Source organism: Acidimicrobiia bacterium (genome assembly GCA_041393965.1).
GTDB lineage: Bacteria > Actinomycetota > Acidimicrobiia > Spongiisociales > UBA5794 > UBA5794.
Genome location: JAWKJB010000001.1, coordinates 507,535 through 530,491, shown reverse-complemented (window position 1 = coordinate 530,491; position 22,957 = coordinate 507,535). Strand labels below are relative to the sequence as shown.

Below are 22,957 nucleotides of genomic sequence, written 5' to 3'. Positions count from 1 at the left end.
ATGCCAGCACTGTTTTTCAACATCATCAAGCTGTTGTTCCTCGCGATGCTGTTCCTGTTCCTCTGGCAGATCGCCCGCGCCGTGAGGGCTCATGTGGGATCAAACCCCGGGACGCGTTCGAACGGGTTCGCTGCCGAGGTCGTGATGCTGACCGGTTCGGGCGCAACCCAACGAGTTCGTCTCACGCCGAAGGGCCATGTCTTCGGGCGCTCGGCAGAAGCCGACATTCCGATCGATGATCCCTACGCATCGGAGTTCCACGCCCGACTCGGAGTGCAGGACAACAAGGTCATCGTCCACGATCTCGGATCCACCAACGGCACCTATGTGAACGGGAGGCGGGTTGCAAGCCCTACAACCGTCATCAGGGGCGATACCGTCCAGATCGGCAAGACCATTCTCGAGGTGCGATGAGGTACATCTGGGGCGCCGGGACCGACACCGGCATGGTGCGCGAACACAACGAGGACTCCCTGTATCCCGCGGTCGCCGGGAGCAGCGAAGGCCCCGAGCTGTTCATGGTCGCTGACGGCATGGGAGGCGCCGTGGCTGGCGAAGTCGCGTCACGCCTCGCGGTCGAAGCTGCCACGAAGGAACCGGCGGAGGACTCGATCGACCCGGTCGAACGGGTCAAGGCCGGGAACGCTGCGGTGATCCTCGCAACCGAGGAGGACCACTCCCTTTCGGGCATGGGCACGACGCTCACAATGCTCCGGCTCGACCCCGACGGTTCCGGCGTCGTCGCCCATGTCGGCGATTCGCGGGCCTACCTGTTGCGCGACGGTGAACTGTCCCAGATCACCACCGACCACTCCCTCGTCGGTGAGCTCGTGACCCTCGGCAAGATCACCAAGGAAGAAGCCCGCCATCATCCCCACCGGCACCTCGTCACCCGCGCTCTCGGGCTCGGGCCGATCGCCGTTGACACGACCGACCTCACGATCCAGCCGGGCGACCGCATCCTGTTGTGCTCGGACGGCCTGACCGACATGGTGCCCGACGCGGAGATCCACGACATCCTGGCATCGGACGAAGGCGTCGAGCCGACCGTCTGGACACTCATCGAACGGGCCAACGCAGCAGGCGGGGTCGACAACACGACCGTCGTCGTGATCGACGCAACGGAATGACCCGCGCCGCAGAAGGTGGCCTCATTGTCGCCGGGGCGGTCCTCGCCGCGGTCGGCGTTGGCATCGTCGAGTTCACGCGGGAGAACTGGCTCAACGCCCAAGTGGTCGTGACCTTCGTGGTGTTCCTCGTCGCATTCGGTGGGCTCCACCTCGCGGTGAGACGCTGGGCGCCAGGGGCATCGAGTCTCCTCCTCCCAACGATCACCCTCCTCACCGCCGTGGGATTCATCGAGATCTATCGACTCGATGGCCACCTCGCCGCCATTCAACGATGGTCGCTTCTGATCGCCGCCGCTGCGGGGTCTGGCCTGTTGTGGCTCCTCCGTAACACCGGCGTCGGGGTGCTCCGGCGTTACCGGTATGTGCTGCTGGGCGTCGGTGTCGCATTCCTCATGCTCCCGTTGCTCCCCGACAGCTGGCCGATCCACGGAGCGGCAGTGAACGGTTCAAGACTCTGGGTGCGCCTCGATGTCCCCGGAGTCGATCGGGTGCTCAGCTTCCAGCCCGGCGAGATCGGCAAAGTCCTCATCACGGTCTTCCTCGCCTCGTACCTCGCGGAACGCTCGGAGGCGCTCGCAACGATCGACCGGACCATCTGGCGATTCCGGATCCCCGAACCGCGCCACCTCGGCCCTGTGCTCGTCGCGGCAGGGATCTCGTTCCTCGTTCTCATCTACCAGAAGGACCTCGGGGCGTCACTTCTGCTGTTCGGGCTCTTCATCGCGATGCTGTACATTGCGACGGGACGCATGTTCTACCTGCTGTCGGGGGTTGTGGCCACGGTGACGGCGGGTGCGCTTGCGTACTCGATGTTCGACCATGTCCAAAGAAGGGTCGATGCATGGCTCGACCCGTTCGCCCATTTCTCAGACGCCGGGTACCAGTCGGTTCAGGCCCTTTTCGCCATGGGCTCCGGCTCGCTGACGGGGGCGGGGATCGGGCTCGGGCGTCCTGATCTGATCCCGGCCGCGGAAACCGACTTCATCTTCGCTGCCATCGCCGAAGAAATGGGTCTCGCCGGATCCATTGCGGTGCTCGGGGGTCTCGTCCTTCTCGTCGCTGCCAGCTTCGGGATCGCGATCCGGTCCCGCGACCTGTTCCGGAAGTACCTCGCGGGGGGACTCACCATCGTTGTGGCGCTCCAGGCGATCATCATCCTCAGCGGGGTTCTGCGCCTCATGCCCGTCACGGGAATCACGCTGCCGTTCATGTCCTACGGCGGTTCCGCCCTCCTTGCGAACATCGTGATTGTGGCGCTTCTGTTGCGGATCTCGGACGAGGAACGACTGTGAACACGGCCCTGCGACGCGCCGCATACGCCCTGCTCGCCATGTTCGCCGTCCTTGCCCTCTCGGTCACCTATGTGCAAGCGATCAACGCCCCCGAATACCGCGAGGATCCCCGCAATCCCAGGCTCATCGCGTCGAGGATCGGACGCGAACGGGGGCCCATCGTCACCGCAGACCAGGTCGTCGTCGCCCTCTCGGAACCTTCCCCTTCCGACCCGAAGCTGTGGCAGCGGACCTACCCGCTCGGTGACCTGTATGCGCACACGGTCGGCTACAGCTCCGTCCTGTTCGGGTCGCGGGGCCTCGAGCGCAGCCACGCCGACGACCTCACATCGGACCGGGACAGCACGATCTCGGGGGTGCTCAACGGCATCCTCGGTGGCGACACGCGCCCGAGGGGGCTCCGACTCACGATCGACCATCAACTCCAGACGATCGCTGCCGACGCGCTGGGCGCCCAGAAGGGTGCGATCGTCGCGCTCGATCCCGCAACCGGCGCCGTGCTCGCCCTCGTGTCATACCCGAGCTTCGATCCCAACACGCTCGTCGGATCCGACGCGTCCGATGCCGGAGACGCCCTCGAACACGACCCAGACGAACCGCTGCGCAACCGGGTATCCGACGAGACCTACGCACCGGGCTCGGTGTTCAAGATCGTCACCGCCGCGGCCGGGCTCGACACCGGACTCGTCAGCCCTTCGACAACCTTCGACGACCCGGTCGAGCTCATGCTTCCCGGCTCGGAGTCGACCATCCGCAACTTCGATGGGGAGGTGTGCCGGGACGGCACGACGGTCACCCTCGAGTACGGGTTCGTCCACTCGTGTAACACGACCTTTGCCGATCTCGGCATGCAGGTCGGAGGCTCCGGGCTGTCGAACCAGGCGAACCGTTTCGGGTTCAACGACTCGGTGCCGTTCGATCAACCGGTCCTGACAAGCGTCTTCCCCGATGACGGGAGTCTCGACGACAACCTCCCGGCGACAGCCCAATCGGCGATCGGACAGCGCGATGTCCAGACAACACCTCTCCTGATGGCGCTTGCAGGGGCCGCGGTCGCAAACGGGGGTGAGATCATGGTTCCCCACCTCGTGCACGATGTCTTCACATCCGACGGCGAGATCGAAACGACAACGGCGCCCCGATCATGGAGGCGGGCGGTGAGCCCGGCAACGGCGTCGATCCTGACCGATTTGATGGAGCAGGTTGTCGTTTCGGGCACAGGCAAGAAGGCCGCCGTTCCCGGGATCCGCATCGCGGGAAAGACCGGAACGGCCCAAGTGTCGGACGCTGCTCCCCACGCCTGGTTCGTCGGCTTCGGGCCCGTTGATCCGGGCCCGGACGAGCGCTCGATCGTCGTCGCGGTCGTCGTCGAGTCCGGTGGCGAATTCGGCGAATCGGCAACCGGCGGCAGCGTGGCCGCCCCGATCGCCCAGAAGATCCTCGCAGCGTTCTTCGGCTGAGGCCGCGGCGTCCTTCCGTGGTCGCCACAACACCCTGTGTGCCCGTTACGGCGGGCCGTGCCAAACCCGGGGCTGGTACTCGGCTCTATCCGACTGGCAGCCCCGGGTTGAACCCCGGGTTGCGTGTGTCGTCCGTCCCGCCCACGCCGGCGATCCCTTGCACCGTCGATGACGCTTCGCTCGTGTAGGTCCATATCCAGGGGTCGTGTGTACCCTCCGATCCGTGGAGGATCGCGTACTTTCTGACCGGTATCGGATCGTCCGGCACCTTGCCCGAGGGGGCATGGCCGATGTTTTCGAAGCCGAGGACACCCTGCTGAACCGATCGGTTGCAGTCAAGGTGCTCCATGCCAATTTCGCATCCGACGAGGCGTTCGTGACCCGATTCCGTCGCGAAGCCCAGGCGGCCGCGAACCTCTCTCACCCGAACATCGTCGCCATCTACGACTGGGGCCATGACAACGGAACCTACTTCATGGTCATGGAGCTCATCAAGGGCAAGACGCTCCGGGATGTCCTCAAGTCCGGATCCGTCATCCTCCCGAGGAGGGCCGCCGAGATCGCGGCCGGTACCGCAGCAGCGTTGTCGGTTGCCCACCAGCACGGTGTGTACCACCGCGATGTGAAACCCGGCAACATCATGCTCACCCCGGACGGTGCCGTGAAGGTCACCGATTTCGGCATTGCGAGGGCTCTGGACGATTCCGAGGAGCTCACCCGCACAGGTGCGGTCATCGGGACGGCAACCTACTTCTCGCCCGAACAGGCACAGGGCCTTCCAGCAGACGAACGGTCCGATGTGTACTCGCTCGGTGTTGTGCTCTACGAGATGCTCGCGGGCAAGCCTCCGTTCTCCGGTGAAAGCCCGGTGGCGGTTGCGTACCAGCATGTTTCCGAGAGTGCGACACCGCCGGAACAAGTCAACCCGGACGCACCGATCGAGCTGGCCGCGATCGCATCCCATGCGATGAAGAAGCGGCCCGAGGACCGCTACCAGACAGCGGAGGACATGCGCAGCGACCTCGTGCGCTATCTCCGGGGTTCCGAACCGCTCGCGGCCGGCGCGGTGTCTGCCGCGGCAGCAACGGCGATGATCCCTCCACCTGCGGGGATGCCTGCCGGTTCGCACCCTGCGGCTGCCACGACCTCTGGCACGATGATGTTCGACGAAGCAGTCGAGGAGCGGTCCCAGACCGGGTACTGGGCCGCCGTGGGGGGACTCGTCGTGATCCTGTTCCTCGGCGTCTGGCTTCTCATCAACCTCCTGTCAAACGACGGAGCGACGGCCGCGACCGTCGAAGTGCCGAACCTCGTCGACATGCCTGCGGATCAGGCATTCGAGGAACTGCAACGCCTCGAACTGAAGCTGCGCTCACGGGAGGAAACAAGCGACACGATCGCGGTGGGCCGGGTCACCCGTACCGACCCGCCTGCTGGGAGCAGTATCGCCGTCGGTGAGTTTGTGACCGTGTGGGTGTCCCTCGGACAGGAGGAGTTCGGGGTACCGAATGTCCTCAACGAGAATGTCGACATTGCACGGGCACGCATCCGCGATCAGGGCTTCGAGGTCGGCAACATCACCTATCAGCCGACGGACGACATCGACGAGAACATCGTCATCAACCAGTCACCTCCCGGCGGGACCACCGCTCCCCCCGGCACGAAGGTCGATCTGGTCGTATCCGCGGGTCCCGCAGCGATCGAGATCCCCGATGTGGCAGGCAAGTCACCCGAGACCGCGGTCCTCGAGCTCGCACGGGAAGGGTTCACCAACATCGAGACCCAGCACGATTTCTCACCCGAAGTCCCAGAGGGGTTCGTGATCGAGACCAACCCTGCGGCGGGCCAGGTTGTCCCCAAGGAGGCGACCATCATCGTGATCGTCTCCGATGGTCCCGAACCGGTTTCGGTTCCGGACCTCGTCGGCAAGACTGAGGGAGCCGCACGCAGTCAGCTCAATGGGCTCGGGCTTCAGCTCGTCGTCAGCACCGAGACCGTCGAGGTACCTCTCGGATCCGGCCTGGTCGGCAAGGTTGCGAGTCAGGACATCCCGGTCGGGACGGAGGTCGAGGTCGGATCGTCGATCACGGTCAAACTCGGAATCGTCAGGAAGGTCGAAGTCCCTGATCTCTTCCAGATGACGGTCGAGCAGGCAGAGACGGCGGCGGGAGCGGTCGGTCTCACGATCGACATCAGTGTGGAGGATCCGCCAGAGTCGACGCCGGACTCGACGCTCAACGGGAAGGTCGCGTCGCAGGATCCCCTCGCGCACGAGATGGTCGACGAAGGCTCGATCATCATCGTGGTGCTCTATCAATGGGACGGAACCACGACCACGACCACAACCATGCCTTGACCGTGGGGCGGTCCACCTCAGCTTGCACGCGAAACGCGGATCTTCTCGCGTGGTACGCCCAGCATGGTCGCTCCCTCCCGTGGCGCACCACCAACGATCCCTACCCGGTCGTGGTGTCGGAGGTCATGCTCCAACAGACCCAGGTGTCCCGCGCCATTCCCCGATACGAGAGATGGCTCGCCCGGTGGCCGACCGAGCACGACCTTGCGGAGGCGACGAACACCGAGGTACTGAGAGCATGGTCAGGGCTCGGTTACAACAGCAGGGCCATCCGACTCCGCGACACGGCGGCCATTGTGTCCCGGGATGGCTGGCCGACCAGCCCCGACGGGCTGCGAGACCTCCCGGGAATCGGCCCCTATACGGCGAATGCGGTTGCTTCGATCTGCTTCGGGTGGACCGTCCCTGCGGTCGACACCAACCTCAGGCGGGTGCTCACACGGTGGCTGGGAACGATCCTCGACGGCCCCGAGCTCGACGCATATGCGAACCGGATCGTTGCGACCCCCGCCGGTGACTGGAACCAGGCGATCATGGACCTCGGGGCGACGATCTGTCTTCCTTCCGACCCTCGCTGCGAGCTGTGTCCCGTGGCGGGGGACTGCGCCGATCCGTCGATTCGTCCTCGTGTCCCAGCCCAGTCGCCGTTCGAGGGGTCACACCGCCAGCTCCGAGGCGCCCTCGTCAAGGCTGCCCTCGACGGCACCGATCCCGTGGAGGTGGGCATCTCGCTCGGTCGTTCCCCCCAAGAGGTCCGCACCGCGATCGACACCCTCCACTCCGAAGGGCTGATCGTCGAAGACCATCTGCCGGTTTGAATCCGGGCGTCCGGTGCCGACCAGTGGCCTACCGCTCAGCTCGCGGTCCGCAAGAAGTTGGCAAGAATCGCCTTGCCGTATCCGGTCATGATGCTCTCGGGATGGAACTGCACGGCCTCGATCGGCAGCGTCCTGTGACGCACCCCCTGGAGCACTCCGTCGTCGGAATGGGCCGTCTGCTCGAAGACAGCCGGGACCTCGGTCGCCGCGAGGCTGTGATACCTCGTCGCTTCGAACGGGCTCGGGATACCGACGAAGATTCCCTTCCCGTCGTGGCTGATCATCGATGTCTTGCCGTGACGGGGCTGGGGCGCCGAACCCACCGTCCCACCGAACGCCACGACGGCCGCTTGGAGCCCGAGACACACACCGAGGGTCGGAACCGAGGCTCCGAGGGTGGTGATGTAGTCAACCGAGTAGCCGGCATCTTCGGGGCGGCCCGGGCCCGGTGAGATGACAAGCCGGTCCGGTGCGAGCGCGAGAGCATCCTTCGGCGCGAGCATGTCGTTGCGATAGACGATGGGCTCCGCACCGAGCTCCCCGAAGTACTGGGCGAGGTTGTAAGTGAAGGAGTCGTAGTTGTCGAGGATCAGCACCCTCATTGGATGGATCCACCCGAATCGAGCAGGGTCGTTCCCATCCAGTCGTAGATGACGAGCAGGAGAAGCAGCACCACCACCACGATCACCAACGCGAGCAGAACCTTGACCGGCATGGGGCCGGGGAGTCGAAGGAACAGGGACTTCATGAGTCGAGGATAGCTGCGGCGTTCGGGCCCTCGATGAGGTCGGCGAACACGACGAGACGCTGACGCGCGCTGAACTTCGGATGGCATGTCGTGAGGGTGAGCGTGGCGGGCCCCCGGTATTGGGTGACCCACAGGTCGCGTGGTGAGACGATCTCGGTCCCCGTCACGGCATACACATGGACCCCTATCGCGGTTTCGACCTCGATGAGGTCGCCGACTGCGAGCGTGTCGAGTTCATGGAACGGTGCCCCGTAGGTGGTTCGATGGCCCGAAACGACGGCGTTCCCCGGTTGTCCCGGGAGCGGCGTCGACGGCATGTGGCCAGCGCCAGCCCGAAGCGTCCGGCGCGACACGCCCTCCACGACGGTCCACCCATCAGCGAGGCGCTCGATCTTCGGGATCCGGATGATCGCAAACGCTTCACCGGGTTCTGGCTCCGGTTCGACGAGGATGGTCGGCACGATGTCGTACGGATCCCGTTCCGGTCCGGGCACCGTGTCGATGGTGGGGTCCTCGTACGGAACCTCCGTGACTTGCACCGTGTCGAACCGCTCGGTCGCCTCGACGAGGAGACCGTCGTTTGCCTGCTGCGCGAACCAGGTGGTCACGAACAGCTGATGGGCGACAAACCCGAGCAGGAACAGGCCGACTCCGATGCTGGTCCATCCGACCACCCGGACCGTTCGTACCACGCGCCCACGCCGGCTCGGCGTCGCCGGTTCCTCCGACTGTCTCGTGATCGTCCGATTCCCCATCTCGGCGAGGGTACTCCGCGGGGTGCGTTGTGGGCCTGCGCGAAGCGACGCCGCGATTCCAACGGTTCACTGTCGACGCCGACAGTGAACTGCTAGGAGTTCACCGGTAGTTCATCGTCATCGTGAAGCCGACACCGATGCCGGCAAGTCCGATGAGCAGATAGGTGTTCGATGTCCCGCCGGGCAACAGCCCGATGTAGTTGGCGAGAATCACCAGGATGCCGATCGCCATCAGGCCGAACATCGTCACGACATACCACATCGGGGAAGGCCCCTTTGTGTCGATGGCCGTCGGTTTGTGCGATGGTGGGGTCGGACGCTTGTTCGCCTTCTTGCGGCCTTTTGATACCGGCATGGGGCCATCGTACCGTTCACGGTCGACTGTTGCCTGCGAACGCTTCCCTGCCAACCGTGAACCGTGTCCCGCTATATCGCTCGGACCATGTCCTCGCGGCAGTGGCGAGGCGGCTCGATCTCGGCACCGACCTGCGCCTCGGTGACCGTGAGCGATAGCCCGCACACGGTGCACAGGTACGGCACATCGACCGCTTCGATGGCGTTCGGGTCGAGCTCGGGCGGCGGGCCCGCCGCGATGAAACGGATGCTCCACACGGTCAGGACGATGATCAGCAACCCGATGAGGGCCGCGATGAGAACGATCATGCAAGAGACTCGATGATCGTGCCGTTGGCGAGCCCCCCGCCCTCGCACATCGACTGGAGGCCATATCGGCCGCCGGACCGTTCGAGCTCGTTGACAAGGGTCGTCATCAGCCTCGCGCCGGAAGCGCCGAGGGGATGACCAAGGGCAATGGCACCACCGTTGACATTGACCTTGTCCCAGTCGCCGCCCGTCTCACGGAGCCACGCCGCGATCACCGCTGCGAAGGCCTCATTGATCTCGTACCGGTCGATGTCATCGTGCGTAAGACCGGCCTTCGCCAGCGCCTTGTCAGTGGCGGGGATCGGGCCGGTGAGCATCGTGATCGGATCTGTTCCCGCAAGCGAGAACGACACGAATCGTGCCCGTGGGGTCAGACCGAGCTCTTTCGCCTTCGAAGCTGATGCGATGAGGATCGCGGCCGACCCGTCCGTGATCTGCGACGAGTTCCCAGCGGTGACAACACCATCGTCCTTGAAGGCGGGACGCAGCGTTGCAAGCTTCTCGACCGTCGTTCCCGGCCGGATCCCCTCGTCGCGCGTCAGTGTGCTCGGCACGCCTTCGATCTTGACATCGATCGGGATGATCTCGTTGTCGAAACGGCCCTCCTCGGTTGCGCGCAATGCCCTTGCCTGGCTGTCCGCACCGATGCTGTCGAGTTCCTCTCTCGAAATCCCCCACTTCTCGGCGATCAGCTCGGCCGACAGGCCCTGCGGAATGAGACCGTTGTGGTATCGCTCACGCATCTTCTCGCCGAAAGGCTGACTCGTCCCCATCGACGAACCCATCGGAACACGGGTCATGGACTCGACGCCCGCAGCGACCACCACATCGTACGCACCAGCCATCACACCCTGTGCCGCGAAGTGGACGGACTGCTGCGACGAGCCGCACTGGCGGTCGATGGTGACGCCGGGGACGGACTCCGGCCATCCTGCGCCGAGGACAGCGTTCCGACCGATGTTGTAGGTCTGCTCTCCGACCTGGGAGACGCACCCCATGATCACATCGTCGACGAGGACCGGATCGAGGCTGTTTCGCTCTGCGAGGGCCTTCAGCGGCTCAGCGGCAAGGTCCGCTGGATGCCAGTCGGAGAGGCCCCCGTTGCGCTTGCCGAGCGGCGTCCTCACCGCATCGATGATCACTGCCTCATGCATCACGCACATCCTTGGTCGGGGGTGGAGACGATCGGACTCGAACCGACGACCCTCTGGTTGCAAACCAGATGCTCTCCCAACTGAGCTACGTCCCCGAGACACTCAAGTGTAGAACCCCCAACCCCGTTCGCGTACCCAGGGTTCCCGTTCAACTAAAAGGTCGATCTCAGCCCACAGAACGGCAGGTAGATGGCGGGATGCATCTCAGAACTTGAAGACCATCGCGAACATGCCGACCGTCACCAGCAGTGTCTGGAAATGGCCAGCCATCTCGATCTTGCGTGCAATTACTCCCGCCTGCGGATCGTCGTAGCCGTTCGATTCGACCAATGCGTTGAGCCTCTTCCCTTGCGGCGTCAGCACAAAGACACCCATCACAATCCCAACGATGATCACGAGGAACCCGATCGAGATGAACAGGTCGCTGAACTCCCAGGCCGGGCTGTCGATGACGAGCCAGATACCGAACACGAGGGCCATCAACGCGGCAACAGGCATGATGCGGTTGCTCGCCCTGGTCGCGGAATCAACATATCGGGTGACCTCCGACGGATCTCCTGTTCGCTTGGCGACGGCACCGAGCCCCTCATAGGCAACGGCTCCACCGAACCAGATCGTTGCGCCGATGATGTGCCCGAACAGAATCCAGTTGTACAGCTCGTCCATGGGTTGCCTCCCTCTCCGTGGCCGACACAGCGTAACCCCACGCCTGGCGCCTGAGCACGATGAGATGAGGCCGACGATTCCTGCATGCATGCGGTCCTCGACCGCCACCGGTCCATTCCGTTTTGGTGGCACGACGCGGTAATCTCGCGACTTCGCAAGGGCCTATAGCTCAGCCTGGTGAGAGCGCATCCCTGATAAGGATGAGGTCCCTGGTTCAAATCCAGGTAGGCCCACTGATCGCACAGGCACGCCGCTCACCGGCGATTGGGGCGGCGGTGCCGACGATATTGGTGTCTATCGATCCTCGAACCAGGCCCACATAGGACTCCGGAATCGTCCACAGCCTGAGGAGAACCATATCGGTGACTCACATCGCCACCGCCGAAGCCTCAGCCGGCGACCCGAAGAGCCTCGCCGTCAATGGGCCAGCGACAGCCATGATCAGGACATAGGTGGCGGCAAGCGCCGCGAGGCTCTCGCCAGACGCCGCAATCGGCGCCGCGAGTCCGGCGATGACGATCGAGAACTCCCCGCGTGCAACGAGCAGCGTGCCCGCCCGAAGCTGGCCAGCTCGCCCGATGCCAGCCCTGCGAGCCGACCACCATCCGGTTGTCACCTTGGTGGCTGCGGTGATCACGGCAAGGACCACCGCCGGGAGAAGGACCGGCGGGATCGCGGCAGGATCCGTCGAGATCCCGAACACGATGAAGAACACGGCGGCGAACAGATCGCGGAGCGGCGAGAGGACACGATTGGCCTGCTCGGCGACCTCTCCTGAGACCGCGATGCCGACCAGAAAGGCCCCGACGGCAGCCGAGACGTTCATCTGCTCGGCGATCCCCGCGGTGATGAGCGTCACACCGAGGATCGACAGCAACAGCGCCTCCTGGGACGGCGCGAAGACTGCCCGGCTGATCTGTGTTGAATAGCGGTCGGCGGCCAAGAGGATCGCGGCGACCAAGCCGACGGCGATGACAATGGAGGCAATACCCGCTCCGACGCCCGCGCCAATGGTCAGCACCGCAAGCACGGGGAGAAACACCGCCATCGCCAGGTCCTCAAGCACAAGCAATCCAAGCACGATCGGCGTCTCGCGGTTGCCCAACCACCCGAAGTCGGAGAGCAGCTTGGCGATGATGCCGGATGACGAGATGTAGGTGACCCCTCCCATCGCCACGACCGCAACGGCATCCCACCCGAGAGCGAGGCCGAAGACCACGCCGGGAACGAAGTTGAGCAAAAGGTCGACGACTCCAGACGGAGCACCGCGCCGGAGCTCTCCCATCAACTCGCGCGCCGAGTACTCGAGTCCGAGCAAGAACAGGAGGAGTACGACGCCGATGGAAGCGCCGATCTCGATGAACTCCTCCGAAGTGACGACAGGGAGCACCCCGCCCTCCCCGATCGAGAGTCCGGCGAGGAGATAGAGGGGGATGGGCGATAGCCCGAGCCTCGCCGCCAATCTGGCGAGGATCGCCAGCCCGAGGAGAATGGCGCCAAGCTCGACGAGGACCAGCGCCGAGTCGTGCATGTCCGGTCAGCCAGTCCGGAGTAGCTCGCGAACCGTTTCGATGCCGGCGGCCGTGCCGACCACTACGAGGATGTCACCGGCAGCGACGTGGAACTGCGGCCCCGGCGCTGGGATCGGTTCGTCGTCGCGCACGACGGCGACCACGGACACACCCGTGCGAGTGCGGATCTGAGCATCCCCGATGGTGCGATCGTCGTACGGCGTGCCCTCCTCGACGGGAAGCCAGTCGATCAGGAGCCCCTCGATCTCCTGCTGCAACTCTGCGAGGCTCTCGGCGATGCTTGTCCCACCGAGAAGCTCGGCGAGTGTCCTCGCGTCGTGTCCATCGACATTGAGCGAGACGACACAGAGATCGTGATCTCCCGGCGCGGACACGAAGACCTCCTTGCGGCCAGACTTGTGGTGTATCACACCGATTCGGCGGTCGTCGCCGGAGGTGAACTCGTAGCGCCTGCCGACTCCAGGGAGGTCTGATTCTTCGATCCGGTCCATCGCCGTGTTCACATCTCGGGGATCGGCAAGATACCTCCCCCCCAAGGCTTACCGAGACGGCCTACACGGTTTCAGCGGGATATCGCTCGCGTGCTCGGTATCGGCGAGTCCTTTCGCGGGTGACAACGAGAGCTGCCGTGTTGAGATCGCCACCCAGCAGCGTGAGATGCCGGTGCTCAGCGTTCGACACCGATGTCGCCACCCGAGTTGAAGACGGCGACTTCTCCGAACTGATTGTCGAGGCAGCTCAACGCGAGCTCGACCCCCTCGGGGACGGTGTACTCGGCAAGATCGGCCTCCTTGTGGTATCCGCCGCCGCCGTACACCCGATCACCGTCGTGCACCAGAATCCCGTTGGGCAGCTCGATGGCTGACTCATCACGATTCCACGAGCTCCCGTGCGGCCACACAACGGGATAACGGGTGTCGATCTCGGGCTGAAGCAGGTAGATGCAGCTCCCTTCGATGACCACAACACCGCCTACCTCGGCGTCCGTACCTCCGGTGCGGCGGTTGCCCTCGATCACCGGACCCTCAACGCTCCCCGCACAGCCAGACAGAAAGAGGAGCGTCGCAACGGCAACAACGACTATTGGCAGAATCCCTCGCATGATCCGTTCCCTCTTACACCCAACGATACGGCTTGTCTGTATGTTTCAAGCCAAGAACGAGACAGACCTGTCCTATGGAAGGGAGAGAGATGAAGACCGCGGCATTGGGAACCGGCCCGGTTGGAAGGTGCCCGGTTGGAAGGTGCCCGGCCGCAACGCCGAGCGGTTTGCGTCACGATGCCGCCACCGGGAATCCAGCATTCAACACCAAGGCCGTGCGATGAAGGCCAGTATCCAGGTGGCCAACTTCACCTGGCCCGGAGGCGACGCAGCCATCGCCCCGTCACTGCGGGCGATCGGTGAGGCCGCCGACGCCAGCGGCCTGGACACGGTGTGGGTGATGGACCACTTCTTCCAGCTGGAACCGATGATCGGCCCCGCCGACAACGCCATGCTGGAGGGCTACACCGCCCTGGGCTATCTGGCTGCGGCCACCGAACGAGTCAGCCTTGGCACCCTGGTGACCGGGGTCCACCACCGGCCAGCCGGTCTGCTGGCCAAGACGGTGACGACGCTCGACGTGCTCTCGCAGGGGCGCGCCTGGCTCGGAATCGGAGCAGGCTGGTACGAACGGGAGTCAGTGGGGCTCGGGATCCCCTTCCCCTCCACCGCAGTCCGATTCGAACAGCTCGAAGAGACGCTGCAGGTCGTTCTGCAGATGTGGGAGGGCAACCGGAACCCCATCAACGGCAAGCATTACCAGCTCGCCGAGCCGATCAACAGCCCCCAAACACTCACCAAGCCGCATCCGCCGATCCTGATCGGTGGGTCCGGAGAGAAAAAGACGCTGCGGATGGTGGCCCAGTATGGGGATGCTGCCAACCTGTTTGCCTTCGGCGGCACCGACACGGTGCGTCACAAACTCGATGTGCTCAAGGCGCATTGTGATCGCCTTGGCCGCGACTACGACGAGATCTCCAAGACCGCCGGTGGGTTCTTCTACACGGGCCAACCAGTCGCCGAGATCGTGGACCAGGTACGGCCGCTGGTCAAAATCGGGTTCGACCACATCATCTTCAATGTCTACGACGACTACCAGGGCACCCCCGTGGAACGGCTCGGTTCCGCGGTGCTGCCCGCCCTTGCCGAGTTGTGAGTCATACCCTGTTCGATATCGATCGCCACAGTGTGATCGTTCTCACCACTACCGGCAGGGCGAGCGGACATCCCCACACCATTGAGATCTGGTTCGCCCAGAAGGGTTGGACTCTCTACCTGCTCTCCGGTGGCGGTCACCGCTCCGACTGGGTTCGCAACCTGCTCCATACGCCTGCCGTTGCCGTCCGCGCCGATGCCATTTCCTACTCCGGGACCGCCCGGCTGGTCACCGACGCTGAGGAGGAACGGATGGCTCGAGACGCCGTGTACGACAGGTACGCCGCCGACCATGCCGGGGACCTCACCCGATGGCGGGAGGCGGCGCTTCCAATCGCGATCGACATAGATGTCGCGATGTCAGAGAACGATCAATGAACGATCCCCAGATGATCGATCCGGTGTTCAACCTGGGGTGTACTACAAGGTTGAGTTCTCTGAACGCGGTGATCCATGCGTGGAACCCCTTTGCGAAGCGAGCACCGTGCTGGCTTGTCGGCCGTGGAACATCGGGGATGCATCCCGAGCGAGACCTCAGGGAAGGTATTGCTCGACGAGTTCGGTGGCGACACCGCCGTTGACGAACAGCCAGGCCGAGCAGAACTCCCCCGGGCACGGAACATACGGGGTACCCGATGTCACGGGCCAGTCACCCATTGGAACAGGGAGCGGGGAAGTGACATCCCCTGAGCTATCGATCCAATACGCCGTCCCGGTCGGCGATGTCGCAACAACCCGGATGCTCGGGTTAGCGTTGCGAATGTAGAAGTCACCGATGTCGTCGATACCGTCGTCGGCTGCGGCGTTCACAGCGGCCTCCCCGGTGAAAAAGCAGGCGCGATCGAAGGTCACCGATCCGTCATCGACCCCCTCGACGCTCCCGAACCACACGCCGTCAGGCAGCGGCCCCGCACCTGCGCTGCATCCCGACCCGTGGGCCCCACCCGATCCGGCGAGCGGTGCAGGGAAGAACCCGAGAAGGTCGACGGTGAACTCGGGTGCTGGGGGAACGGTCGTCGTCGAGGTGGTCGGCGGTGCCGGTGAGGTAGTGGTCGTCGAAGCAACCAAGGTGGTCGTCGCAGCGGGACTGGAAGTCGTCGTCGCTGCCGCTGCCGAGGTGGTCGTCGCGTCGGGCGCGTCCGTCCCGTCCGAGGAACAACCCGCCACCACAAGGGCGACCACCACAGCAACGCCTAGCCCTCTCATTGCAGGGCCAAGTCTACCGACACGAGCCCTATCGACGCAATCATCAGATGTCCACGACGACGGCCGGAGGCGCGTCACACCGTGGCGTACCGCCGCCGGTTGCTGTAGCCGCCTCCGGAATACGACATGAGGTCCCCCAAAACGGCGAGGGCGATCACGACATAGTCGAAGCCCCGAACACCGTCAGGTGCGACGAGCACCCACGCGAGGGTGAGCCACGGGACGAACAGGAACCCGATCAACCCGACCCAGAAGCTGTCGAAGGTGGCGCTCCAACGGTCGGTGTCGAACAGCCACCAGAAGAACGCTGCCACCCGCGGGCCGATCAGCGCCATGACGGCGAACAAGCAACACATCCGTGACCTCCTCGACTTCCAAGTGACCCTACCAGCCGCCGCCCATGGCGTCTCGGGAAAACACCGGGTCCCCCACTACCGTGCCTTTGTGTTCAGCTTCGCTGATGCCGATGTGGCCGTTCGACCCGATATCGGGGCGAGCCACCGCCGCTTCTGGAGACATCTCGCCCGCCCCGGAGGGAGCCTGCGTGGTGCCGAACGGGTCGCGATCGCGGCCACCGCGCGGACCGCCACCGCCGGTGACCGAGGATCATTCTCCCCGTCACTGACCGACCTCGCGATCCGCTTGATGGCCGAACCGGGGAGCGTTCGCGCATCCCATGTCCTTACGGCCTGTGACGCTGCCGGTGAGGCTCAGACCGTCGAGACGATCGGCATCGTCTCCCACCTGTCTGCCATCGACGGATTCCACCGCGCGCTCGGCGTCGACCTCCCCACCCTTCCCGAACCCGAACCGGGACCGCCGACGGGCGAGGTCACACCGGGTCTGAAGAGGAGACGCAGCCACATCCCCATGCCGCCGGGCCCGATCCCCGTGGCTCTCGACCTTGTCCCAGCGGAGGCCCGCATGCTCGCGACGCTCCACGGGCCTCACTACATGACCTTCGAGGAGATGGATCACAACGACTTCGCAAGGGTCCCCGGTCTCGATCGGGCACAGATCGAACATGTCTCGGCGAGGATCTCACTCCTCAACAAGTGTTTCTACTGAACCGTGAGCCATGCGCGGATGCTCCGTGAGAGCGCCATCGCCTTCACATACGCATGCGACATCGCCGGGATCGCCGACCGCGACATCGATACGGGCGTTCCCGGGAGTGGCGCCATCCTCGACTTCGTCGATGCCGTGTACTCCGGTGACGGATTGCCAGCCGCGCGGGCTGCGCTCACCGACACACTCGGACCCGAAGCGATGGTCGATGCCGCTGCTGTGTACGCCAACTTCGAGATGATGAACCGCGTGGCCGAAGGCTCCGGTATCCACGTACCGCGTGCCGCGCTCGAGCGTGAAGCATCGATCGTGGCGACCCTGCGCCTCGACGAACTCATCAAACCCTGACGCGCCTCTGTGCGGTCGCGGTTCCGAACATGGCACAATGGACAGCATCGACCAGTGGGGTAGTGGCATGACCGACACGGGAATCGAGAACCTTCTTCATGAGAATCGGCTCTTTCCGCCGAGTGAGTCGTTCGCAGCCGACGCGGTGGTCACCCAAGCCGACTACGACGAGGCGGCCGCTGACTATGTCGCGTACTGGATGCGGCAGGCGACCGACCGTATCTCGTGGTTCAGGGAACCGACCGTTGCGCTCAACGACGAGGACGCGCCGTTCTACACCTGGTTCGAAGACGGGGAGCTCAATGTCACCTTCAACTGTCTCGACCGTCACCTCGCGACAGGTGGCACAAAGGTCGCCTACCACTGGATCGGAGAACCGGGGGACACTCGCACCATCACCTATCAGGACCTCGCGGACGAAGTCAACCGATTCGCGAACGGCCTGCGGTCCCTCGGCGTCGTGAAAGGGGATCGCATCGCCATCTACATGGGCATGGTCCCCGAACTGGCGGTCGCGATGCTCGCGTGTGCCCGCATCGGGGCGCCCCATTCGGTCATCTTCGGCGGTTTCTCCGCCGACGCCATCGTCGACCGAGTCGACGACGCCAAAGCCAAACTGTTGATCACCTGCGACGGAGCCTGGCGGCGGGGAACCGTCGTACCGCTCAAGGACAACTGTGACGATGCCATGGCACGGGCCGACTCGATCGAGCACTGCATTGTGGTCAAGCGCACCGGTCACGGTGTCGACATGCGCGAAGGGCGAGACATCTGGTGGCACGACCTCGTCAGTGACCAGTCAACCGACTGTGAGCCCGAGGTCATGGGTGCCGAAGACCTCCTCTACCTGTTGTACACATCGGGCACCACCGCCAAACCGAAGGGCATCATGCACACCACCGGTGGCTACCTCACGGGTGTCGCGACAACCCACGCCCAGGTCTTCGACCTGAAGCCCGACAGCGATGTGTACTGGTGCGCGGCCGACATCGGCTGGGTCACCGGACATTCGTACATCGTGTACGGGCCCCTCGCCAACCACACGACCAGCGTCATGTACGAAGGGACTCCGGACTTCCCCGACAAGGACCGGCTCTGGTCGATCGTCGCCGACTATGGGGTCACGATCCTGTACACGGCACCCACAGCGATACGGGCATTCATGAAATGGGGCGACGAGTACCCGGGCCGCCACGACCTGTCGTCGTTGCGGCTGCTCGGAACGGTCGGCGAACCGATCAACCCGAAGGCGTGGATGTGGTACCACGACACGATCGGCGGCGGGACCTGCCCGATCGTCGACACCTGGTGGCAGACCGAGACGGGGGGCATCATGATCAGCCCGATGCCGGGCGTCACACCGACCAAGCCTGGCTCGGCGACCAAGGCGATCCCGGGAATCAGCGCAGCCGTCGTGGACGGCGCGGGCGACCCCGTTCCCCTCGGATCCGGGGGGTTCCTCACCATCACCGAGCCGTGGCCAGCGATGCTGCGATCGATCTACGGGGATGATCAGCGCTATATCGACACCTATTGGTCGAGGTATGACGGCGTCTACTTCCCTGGGGATGGGGCCAAGATCGACGAGGACGGCTACCTGTGGATCCTCGGACGGGTCGACGATGTGATGAATGTGTCGGGTCATCGGATATCGACGATGGAGGTCGAGTCCGCACTCGTTTCACATCCGTTGGTTGCCGAAGCAGCCGTCGTCGGGGCAGCCGACGACCTTTCGGGTCAAGCGATCGCCGCATTCGTGACCCTCGTGGGTAGCGAGGAACCCTCCGATGGCCTCCTCACCGAGCTGAAGGCCCATGTCGCTGACAAGATCGGCGCGATCGCACGGCCAAAGACGATTATCTTCACACCGGACCTCCCCAAGACGCGGTCGGGAAAGATCATGCGGCGTCTCTTGCGTGACATCTCGGACCACCGTTCGCTCGGGGATGTCACCACGCTCGCGAACGCCGATGTCGTCGACGCGATCGCTCAACAGGCCGAGCACTACACCGACGACGACTGACGGTTCACAGGGACTCGAGGGCGATGGGGATCGGCTTCTCCTTCGCGAAGGGATCCTTGTCGATCAGCTTCATCCAGATGTACACCGCAACATCCCGGATCGATGCGATCACGGGGACCGCAAGCAGCGAGCCGAGCAGCCCACCGACCTGGAATCCGACGAGCAGCCCGACGAGCACAACGGCGGGTCGAAGTTGGACCGCCGTCCCCATGACCCGCGGCGCGATGATGTTCGCCTGGAGTTGAACGACGACGAGGTAGATGCCGACCACGATGAGCGCAAACCACCAGTTCTCGAGGTCGGGCCACCGGGTCGACCCCGAGATCATGGCGGCGAGAACTCCGGGAATCGCGGCGAGAATCGGTCCGAAAGTGGGGATCATGTTGAGGACCATCATGATCACTCCCATCAAGAAGGCGCCTGGGAGGCCGACGAACGCAAGCACTGCGAACACGAGGGCCCCGGTGATGAGTGAGTTGATCACCTGACCGTAGAGATACCCCGTCCAGACCCGCCGCTGCTTCCGCATCATCATCAACCCGTCGCGTTCGTATCCCGGCGGGAGACGGTCGACGATCCCTTTGTGCATCCGTGTGCTGTCGGCGTTGAGGTACATGGCGACGAGCGCCGTGAGGATCGCCGAAGTGATCATCGCAACCACGAGTCCGACGATCGTGCGTACATTCCCGAGCGAGGAGCCGAGCACATTGAGCACCACCTGCGCGTCGACCACGATCCCGTCGCCACCGGGCGCAACGGGAGCCTCGAGGGCATCCATGACGCCGGTCATGTCGATCGCGACACCGAACACATTCCAGTGGTTCTGGTCGTCGATCTCGCCGAGGAGCCACACGCGGGCATCGTCGACGAGGCCGACGGGATCCAGTTCCTTGATCGAAACGACGATCTCGTTCACGACGAAGTAGCCGAATCCCACCGTCCCGAAGAAGACAATCAGGTAGGCGATGAGGAGGGCGAGTCCACGCGGGATGTGCAGCCGGCGGTGTGCGAATCGGATGAGTGGGGCGACGAGGAACGCGATGAGACCGGCGAGGGCAGCCACCGCAAGCACATTGCGGATCAGATACACCGTCACGACTACCAACACGAAACACATGACGATGACCGTCAGCTTCGCCTGCTCGCCCCAGGGCGGCGACGGCGGGTAATAGTCAGGAGCCCCCGGCCGGGCCGGTCCTGAGGGTTCAGGCGGCTCCGGGAGTTCCATCGTACGGTCGTCGTCCATGGCCGTACGGTAAACGACTGCACCACGACAGTGGCGTCACGCTGCACCTGTCATCCGGGCCGACGGATCCCGAAGCTGTCAGGTCGCGGCTGCCGAGGTCACGATGCGATCGCAGACGTAAGCGCATCGACGACCTGGTCGATCTGGCCCTCGGTGATAACCAGTGGCGGACAGAAAGTGATCGTCGAAGGAAGGGACCGAGCGATCACGCCCGCGTCGAGCATTCGGCGGAAGACCTCGGTTTCGTCGACACCGGTCGGGAGTCCTGCCGCCCACATGCCGCCGACACCCCTGACATCGGCAAGTCGTCCCTCGTCGCGAAGCGCCCCGAGACGGGCGGAGAAGGCCGATTCGATCGCTGGTACCCCTGCGAGGAGATCCTCACGCTCAATGATCGCAAGGTTCGCGAGCCCCGCTGCACAGACGGCCGGGTGACCCGAGTAGGTGAAGCCGTGCCGAAACACGAAATCGGGATCTCGTTCGAGCGCAGCAACGACCCTATCCCCGACCACGACACCCCCGAGGGGCTGATAGCCGCTGGTGATGGCCTTGGCGAAGGTCGTCAGGTCGGGGGTCACTCCGAAGAACTGGCTCGCGAACCAGGTGCCGAGGCGCCCGAACCCGGTGATGACCTCATCGAAGATGAGGTAGGCGCCGAAGCGGTCACACAGCTGACGCAGGCCCTCGAGATAGCCGTCGGCAGGAGGGTGGACACCCCCGGCCCCCTGCACGGGTTCGGTGATGACTGCCGCGACCTCGCCGGAGCGCTCAAGCAGCACCGCCTCCATCTTGCCGAGGTCATCGGGGTCGACACTGACGACATCTCCGAGAAACGGGCCGAAGCCGGCACGGTTCGGGGGCAGCCCCGACGCGCTGGTCCCTCCGTAGGCAACACCGTGGTATGCCCGCTCACGGGACACGATGACGGTTCGCTCCGGATGCCCCGACTGGGCGTGGGCAATGCGAGCGATCTTCATCGCCGAATCGACGGCCTCCGACCCCGATCCGCAGAAGAAGACCCTCGGGCGTTCGTACGGTGACAGGTTCGCTACGCGATCGGCGAGTTCGTCCGCAGGCGGGTTCGTGAAGCTCGTGAAGGTGTGGAACCCGCCGAGTTGACCCATCTGGGCGGCAACGGCGTCAGCGATCTCGGTACGCCCATACCCGACATTGGTGTACCACAGAGAAGCCATCGCATCGATATAGGTGTTCCCGGCCGTGTCGGTGACGGTCGCCCCGGACCCACTCGTGATCGACAGATACCCATCGGCCTTCCGTGTGGGCGGCGCGAACGGATGGAGAAGGGTCGGTGCCGTCATGGCTCAAGGGTACCGCCAGCCGAACCGCTGTGTCTCACGCCGTTCTTCTCCGGGCGCTGACTGAGGGCGCTCGGTGCAGCTCAAGGGAGATCATCGGAGGCGACCCGAGTCAGCCAACGCCGCGGCCGCGACACCTCGTAGACTGTCGACAATGGTGAACGAGCGAGGCACCCTCCCACCGGGATACACGCCCCATGTCGGAGCGACCCGTCAGTACATGCGTGACATCATTCTCGGCGTGAACGACGGCCTCGTCTCGACCTTCCTGCTCGTGTCCGGCGTGGTCGGTGGCGGTCTCACAGCGACCCAGGTGCTCCTCACCGGGGTGTCGGGTGCGCTTGCCGGCATGATCTCGATGGCGATCGGTGAGTATCTCGCAACCAAGTCACAGGACGAGGTCTTCCAGGCCGAGCTCGAGCTCGAACGGGAACACCTCATCCACCATCGCGAGCACGAGCGCAACCAGCTCGCAGACATGCTTGCCGACATGGGTATCGAAGGTAAGGACCTCGAGACGGTGGTCGACATCATCGACAAGAACGACACGGCCATGTTGAACATGCACGGGGCCCTCGAGTTCGGGATCGTCGATTCGGAACGAAGGAGCCCCATCACGGCCGCAGTCGCCTCAGGGTTGCTGTTTCTTCTCGGTGCCCTGCCGTCGATCCTCCCATTCGCATTCGTGGATTCGCCCCAAACGGGCCTTGTTGCCGCTGCCGTCCTGTCAGGTATCGGCCTCTTCGTCGTGGGTGCCATCAAGACGGCGACCACAAAGAAGAATCCTGCCCTGTCGGGTGCCGAGAACCTCGCTCTCGGGTTCATCGGGGGAATCCTCGCGTACGTCGTCGGTACGGCGTTCGAGGCAGCTATCTGAGGCTCCGACGAGACGGCTCACCTCGGTGGTGCCAACTCCTGCGCAGCGACCGATGCACCCGTGGCGTGTCGCTTGGGTTCGGAGGGGGTTGTCGGGTCATCG

Annotated in this window: 26 protein-coding genes and 2 tRNA genes; 13 read left to right on the top strand and 15 right to left on the bottom strand. The window is 64.3% G+C overall.

The features are described from left to right. The 6 genes from R2823_02805 to R2823_02780 all read left to right on the top strand — a co-directional run bounded on the left by R2823_02805 (nt 1) and on the right by R2823_02780 (nt 7,056). Nucleotides 1-414 carry an FHA domain-containing protein gene (locus tag R2823_02805; GenBank protein ID MEZ5175121.1) on the top strand — a complete coding sequence of 138 codons (414 nt, stop codon included), beginning with the start codon at nt 1-3 and terminating at the stop codon, nt 412-414. After that, nucleotides 411-1,130 carry a Stp1/IreP family PP2C-type Ser/Thr phosphatase gene (locus R2823_02800; protein MEZ5175120.1) on the top strand — a complete coding sequence of 240 codons (720 nt, stop codon included), beginning with the start codon at nt 411-413 and terminating at the stop codon, nt 1,128-1,130. The genes R2823_02805 and R2823_02800 overlap by 4 nt, the downstream gene beginning before the upstream one ends. Continuing rightward, nucleotides 1,127-2,422, top strand: coding sequence for an FtsW/RodA/SpoVE family cell cycle protein (locus tag R2823_02795; protein ID MEZ5175119.1), 1,296 nt, complete (start codon nt 1,127-1,129; stop codon nt 2,420-2,422). The genes R2823_02800 and R2823_02795 overlap by 4 nt, the downstream gene beginning before the upstream one ends. Then, nucleotides 2,419-3,882, top strand: a complete 1,464-nt coding sequence (locus tag R2823_02790; protein ID MEZ5175118.1) for a penicillin-binding protein 2 — start codon at nt 2,419-2,421, stop codon at nt 3,880-3,882. Before R2823_02795 ends, R2823_02790 begins: the two co-directional genes overlap by 4 nt. Nucleotides 3,883-4,105: 223 nt before the next feature. After that, nucleotides 4,106-6,238, top strand: coding sequence for a Stk1 family PASTA domain-containing Ser/Thr kinase (pknB, locus tag R2823_02785; GenBank protein MEZ5175117.1), 2,133 nt, complete (start codon nt 4,106-4,108; stop codon nt 6,236-6,238). Beyond that, nucleotides 6,199-7,056: an A/G-specific adenine glycosylase gene (locus R2823_02780; GenBank protein MEZ5175116.1), complete on the top strand. Its 858-nt coding sequence runs from the start codon at nt 6,199-6,201 to the stop codon at nt 7,054-7,056. Before pknB ends, R2823_02780 begins: the two co-directional genes overlap by 40 nt. A gap of 35 nt (nt 7,057-7,091) precedes the next feature. On the opposite strand, the gene R2823_02775 is transcribed toward R2823_02780, so the two are convergent. The 8 genes from R2823_02775 to R2823_02740 form a co-directional block, all read right to left on the bottom strand. Then, complete coding sequence (locus R2823_02775) at nt 7,092-7,658, bottom strand: aminodeoxychorismate/anthranilate synthase component II (GenBank protein MEZ5175115.1); 567 nt, start codon at nt 7,656-7,658, stop codon at nt 7,092-7,094. Further along, nucleotides 7,655-7,804, bottom strand: a complete 150-nt coding sequence (locus R2823_02770) for a hypothetical protein (GenBank protein ID MEZ5175114.1) — start codon at nt 7,802-7,804, stop codon at nt 7,655-7,657. The genes R2823_02775 and R2823_02770 overlap by 4 nt, the downstream gene beginning before the upstream one ends. After that, nucleotides 7,801-8,559, bottom strand: a complete 759-nt coding sequence (locus tag R2823_02765; GenBank protein ID MEZ5175113.1) for a sortase — start codon at nt 8,557-8,559, stop codon at nt 7,801-7,803. Before R2823_02765 ends, R2823_02770 begins: the two co-directional genes overlap by 4 nt. Before the next feature lie 100 nt (nt 8,560-8,659). Next, complete coding sequence (locus tag R2823_02760; GenBank protein MEZ5175112.1) at nt 8,660-8,914, bottom strand: cell division protein CrgA; 255 nt, start codon at nt 8,912-8,914, stop codon at nt 8,660-8,662. A gap of 71 nt (nt 8,915-8,985) precedes the next feature. Beyond that, entirely contained in the window at nt 8,986-9,222 is a 237-nt protein-coding gene (locus tag R2823_02755; GenBank protein ID MEZ5175111.1) for a hypothetical protein, read from the bottom strand. Then, nucleotides 9,219-10,376, bottom strand: coding sequence for a thiolase family protein (locus tag R2823_02750; GenBank protein ID MEZ5175110.1), 1,158 nt, complete (start codon nt 10,374-10,376; stop codon nt 9,219-9,221). The genes R2823_02755 and R2823_02750 overlap by 4 nt, the downstream gene beginning before the upstream one ends. A 22-nt stretch (nt 10,377-10,398) precedes the next feature. Next, nucleotides 10,399-10,471: transfer RNA gene (locus R2823_02745), tRNA-Ala, on the bottom strand. 109 nt (nt 10,472-10,580) lie between these two features. Next, nucleotides 10,581-11,042: a DUF2269 family protein gene (locus R2823_02740; GenBank protein ID MEZ5175109.1), complete on the bottom strand. Its 462-nt coding sequence runs from the start codon at nt 11,040-11,042 to the stop codon at nt 10,581-10,583. A gap of 158 nt (nt 11,043-11,200) precedes the next feature. On the opposite strand from R2823_02740, the gene R2823_02735 reads away from it, so the two are divergent. Continuing rightward, nucleotides 11,201-11,275 (top strand) — tRNA-Ile (locus R2823_02735). 134 nt (nt 11,276-11,409) lie between these two features. Here the strand turns inward: R2823_02735 and R2823_02730 are convergent. From R2823_02730 to R2823_02720, 3 genes are all read right to left on the bottom strand, one after another. Beyond that, nucleotides 11,410-12,573: a cation:proton antiporter gene (locus R2823_02730; GenBank protein MEZ5175108.1), complete on the bottom strand. Its 1,164-nt coding sequence runs from the start codon at nt 12,571-12,573 to the stop codon at nt 11,410-11,412. Between the two features lie 6 nt (nt 12,574-12,579). After that, the gene (locus R2823_02725; protein ID MEZ5175107.1) at nt 12,580-13,065 is read right to left on the bottom strand and encodes a cation:proton antiporter regulatory subunit; all 486 of its coding nucleotides are present in this window, start codon (nt 13,063-13,065) and stop codon (nt 12,580-12,582) included. A 176-nt stretch (nt 13,066-13,241) separates the two neighbouring features. After that, the gene (locus tag R2823_02720) at nt 13,242-13,676 is read right to left on the bottom strand and encodes a hypothetical protein (protein ID MEZ5175106.1); all 435 of its coding nucleotides are present in this window, start codon (nt 13,674-13,676) and stop codon (nt 13,242-13,244) included. Nucleotides 13,677-13,896: 220 nt separating this feature from the next. Here R2823_02720 and R2823_02715 point away from each other — a divergent pair, with 220 nt between their 5' ends. After that, on the top strand, nt 13,897-14,772 hold the full coding sequence (locus R2823_02715) for an LLM class F420-dependent oxidoreductase (GenBank protein MEZ5175105.1): 876 nt from the start codon (nt 13,897-13,899) through the stop codon (nt 14,770-14,772). Further along, nucleotides 14,769-15,149: a nitroreductase family deazaflavin-dependent oxidoreductase gene (locus R2823_02710; protein MEZ5175104.1), complete on the top strand. Its 381-nt coding sequence runs from the start codon at nt 14,769-14,771 to the stop codon at nt 15,147-15,149. Before R2823_02715 ends, R2823_02710 begins: the two co-directional genes overlap by 4 nt. Before the next feature lie 156 nt (nt 15,150-15,305). On the opposite strand, the gene R2823_02705 is transcribed toward R2823_02710, so the two are convergent. Beyond that, nucleotides 15,306-15,977 (bottom strand): hypothetical protein, encoded by a 672-nt coding sequence (locus tag R2823_02705; protein ID MEZ5175103.1) that lies wholly within the window; start codon nt 15,975-15,977, stop codon nt 15,306-15,308. 74 nt (nt 15,978-16,051) lie between these two features. Further along, a complete protein-coding gene (locus R2823_02700) occupies nt 16,052-16,333 on the bottom strand; it encodes a hypothetical protein (GenBank protein MEZ5175102.1) in 282 nt (93 codons plus the stop codon). Here R2823_02700 and R2823_02695 point away from each other — a divergent pair. The 3 genes from R2823_02695 (at nt 16,311) to acs (ending at nt 19,416) form a co-directional block, all read left to right on the top strand. Beyond that, nucleotides 16,311-17,045 carry a hypothetical protein gene (locus R2823_02695; GenBank protein MEZ5175101.1) on the top strand — a complete coding sequence of 245 codons (735 nt, stop codon included), beginning with the start codon at nt 16,311-16,313 and terminating at the stop codon, nt 17,043-17,045. The two genes, R2823_02700 and R2823_02695, sit on opposite strands and share 23 nt — an antisense overlap. Before the next feature lie 18 nt (nt 17,046-17,063). Continuing rightward, nucleotides 17,064-17,393: a hypothetical protein gene (locus R2823_02690; protein MEZ5175100.1), complete on the top strand. Its 330-nt coding sequence runs from the start codon at nt 17,064-17,066 to the stop codon at nt 17,391-17,393. 67 nt (nt 17,394-17,460) lie between these two features. Then, entirely contained in the window at nt 17,461-19,416 is a 1,956-nt protein-coding gene (acs, locus tag R2823_02685; protein MEZ5175099.1) for an acetate--CoA ligase, read from the top strand. A gap of 4 nt (nt 19,417-19,420) precedes the next feature. On the opposite strand, the gene R2823_02680 is transcribed toward acs, so the two are convergent. Together R2823_02680 and R2823_02675 are read right to left on the bottom strand one after the other, a co-directional pair. Further along, nucleotides 19,421-20,662, bottom strand: coding sequence for an AI-2E family transporter (locus R2823_02680; protein MEZ5175098.1), 1,242 nt, complete (start codon nt 20,660-20,662; stop codon nt 19,421-19,423). 98 nt (nt 20,663-20,760) lie between these two features. Next, nucleotides 20,761-21,981 carry an aminotransferase class III-fold pyridoxal phosphate-dependent enzyme gene (locus R2823_02675; protein MEZ5175097.1) on the bottom strand — a complete coding sequence of 407 codons (1,221 nt, stop codon included), beginning with the start codon at nt 21,979-21,981 and terminating at the stop codon, nt 20,761-20,763. Between the two features lie 151 nt (nt 21,982-22,132). On the opposite strand from R2823_02675, the gene R2823_02670 reads away from it, so the two are divergent. Then, nucleotides 22,133-22,855, top strand: a complete 723-nt coding sequence (locus R2823_02670) for a VIT1/CCC1 transporter family protein (GenBank protein ID MEZ5175096.1) — start codon at nt 22,133-22,135, stop codon at nt 22,853-22,855. The last annotated feature ends 102 nt before the right edge of the window (nt 22,856-22,957 follow it).

Coding starts and splice junctions, on each gene's coding strand:
- R2823_02675 (MEZ5175097.1), bottom strand. CDS start 21,981: ATGACGGCACCGACCCTTCTCCATCCGTTCGCGCCGCCCACACGGAAG.
- R2823_02690 (MEZ5175100.1), top strand. CDS start 17,064: ATGCTCCGTGAGAGCGCCATCGCCTTCACATACGCATGCGACATCGCC.
- R2823_02720 (MEZ5175106.1), bottom strand. CDS start 13,676: ATGCGAGGGATTCTGCCAATAGTCGTTGTTGCCGTTGCGACGCTCCTC.
- R2823_02715 (MEZ5175105.1), top strand. CDS start 13,897: ATGAAGGCCAGTATCCAGGTGGCCAACTTCACCTGGCCCGGAGGCGAC.
- R2823_02680 (MEZ5175098.1), bottom strand. CDS start 20,662: ATGGACGACGACCGTACGATGGAACTCCCGGAGCCGCCTGAACCCTCA.
- R2823_02700 (MEZ5175102.1), bottom strand. CDS start 16,333: ATGTGTTGCTTGTTCGCCGTCATGGCGCTGATCGGCCCGCGGGTGGCA.
- R2823_02755 (MEZ5175111.1), bottom strand. CDS start 9,222: ATGATCGTTCTCATCGCGGCCCTCATCGGGTTGCTGATCATCGTCCTG.
- R2823_02750 (MEZ5175110.1), bottom strand. CDS start 10,376: ATGCATGAGGCAGTGATCATCGATGCGGTGAGGACGCCGCTCGGCAAG.
- R2823_02800 (MEZ5175120.1), top strand. CDS start 411: ATGAGGTACATCTGGGGCGCCGGGACCGACACCGGCATGGTGCGCGAA.
- R2823_02740 (MEZ5175109.1), bottom strand. CDS start 11,042: ATGGACGAGCTGTACAACTGGATTCTGTTCGGGCACATCATCGGCGCA.
- R2823_02775 (MEZ5175115.1), bottom strand. CDS start 7,658: ATGAGGGTGCTGATCCTCGACAACTACGACTCCTTCACTTACAACCTC.
- R2823_02670 (MEZ5175096.1), top strand. CDS start 22,133: ATGGTGAACGAGCGAGGCACCCTCCCACCGGGATACACGCCCCATGTC.
- R2823_02695 (MEZ5175101.1), top strand. CDS start 16,311: ATGACGGCGAACAAGCAACACATCCGTGACCTCCTCGACTTCCAAGTG.
- acs (MEZ5175099.1), top strand. CDS start 17,461: ATGACCGACACGGGAATCGAGAACCTTCTTCATGAGAATCGGCTCTTT.
- R2823_02770 (MEZ5175114.1), bottom strand. CDS start 7,804: ATGAAGTCCCTGTTCCTTCGACTCCCCGGCCCCATGCCGGTCAAGGTT.
- R2823_02780 (MEZ5175116.1), top strand. CDS start 6,199: ATGGGACGGAACCACGACCACGACCACAACCATGCCTTGACCGTGGGG.
- R2823_02725 (MEZ5175107.1), bottom strand. CDS start 13,065: ATGGACCGGATCGAAGAATCAGACCTCCCTGGAGTCGGCAGGCGCTAC.
- R2823_02760 (MEZ5175112.1), bottom strand. CDS start 8,914: ATGCCGGTATCAAAAGGCCGCAAGAAGGCGAACAAGCGTCCGACCCCA.
- R2823_02795 (MEZ5175119.1), top strand. CDS start 1,127: ATGACCCGCGCCGCAGAAGGTGGCCTCATTGTCGCCGGGGCGGTCCTC.
- R2823_02705 (MEZ5175103.1), bottom strand. CDS start 15,977: ATGAGAGGGCTAGGCGTTGCTGTGGTGGTCGCCCTTGTGGTGGCGGGT.
- R2823_02730 (MEZ5175108.1), bottom strand. CDS start 12,573: ATGCACGACTCGGCGCTGGTCCTCGTCGAGCTTGGCGCCATTCTCCTC.
- R2823_02765 (MEZ5175113.1), bottom strand. CDS start 8,559: ATGGGGAATCGGACGATCACGAGACAGTCGGAGGAACCGGCGACGCCG.
- R2823_02805 (MEZ5175121.1), top strand. CDS start 1: ATGCCAGCACTGTTTTTCAACATCATCAAGCTGTTGTTCCTCGCGATG.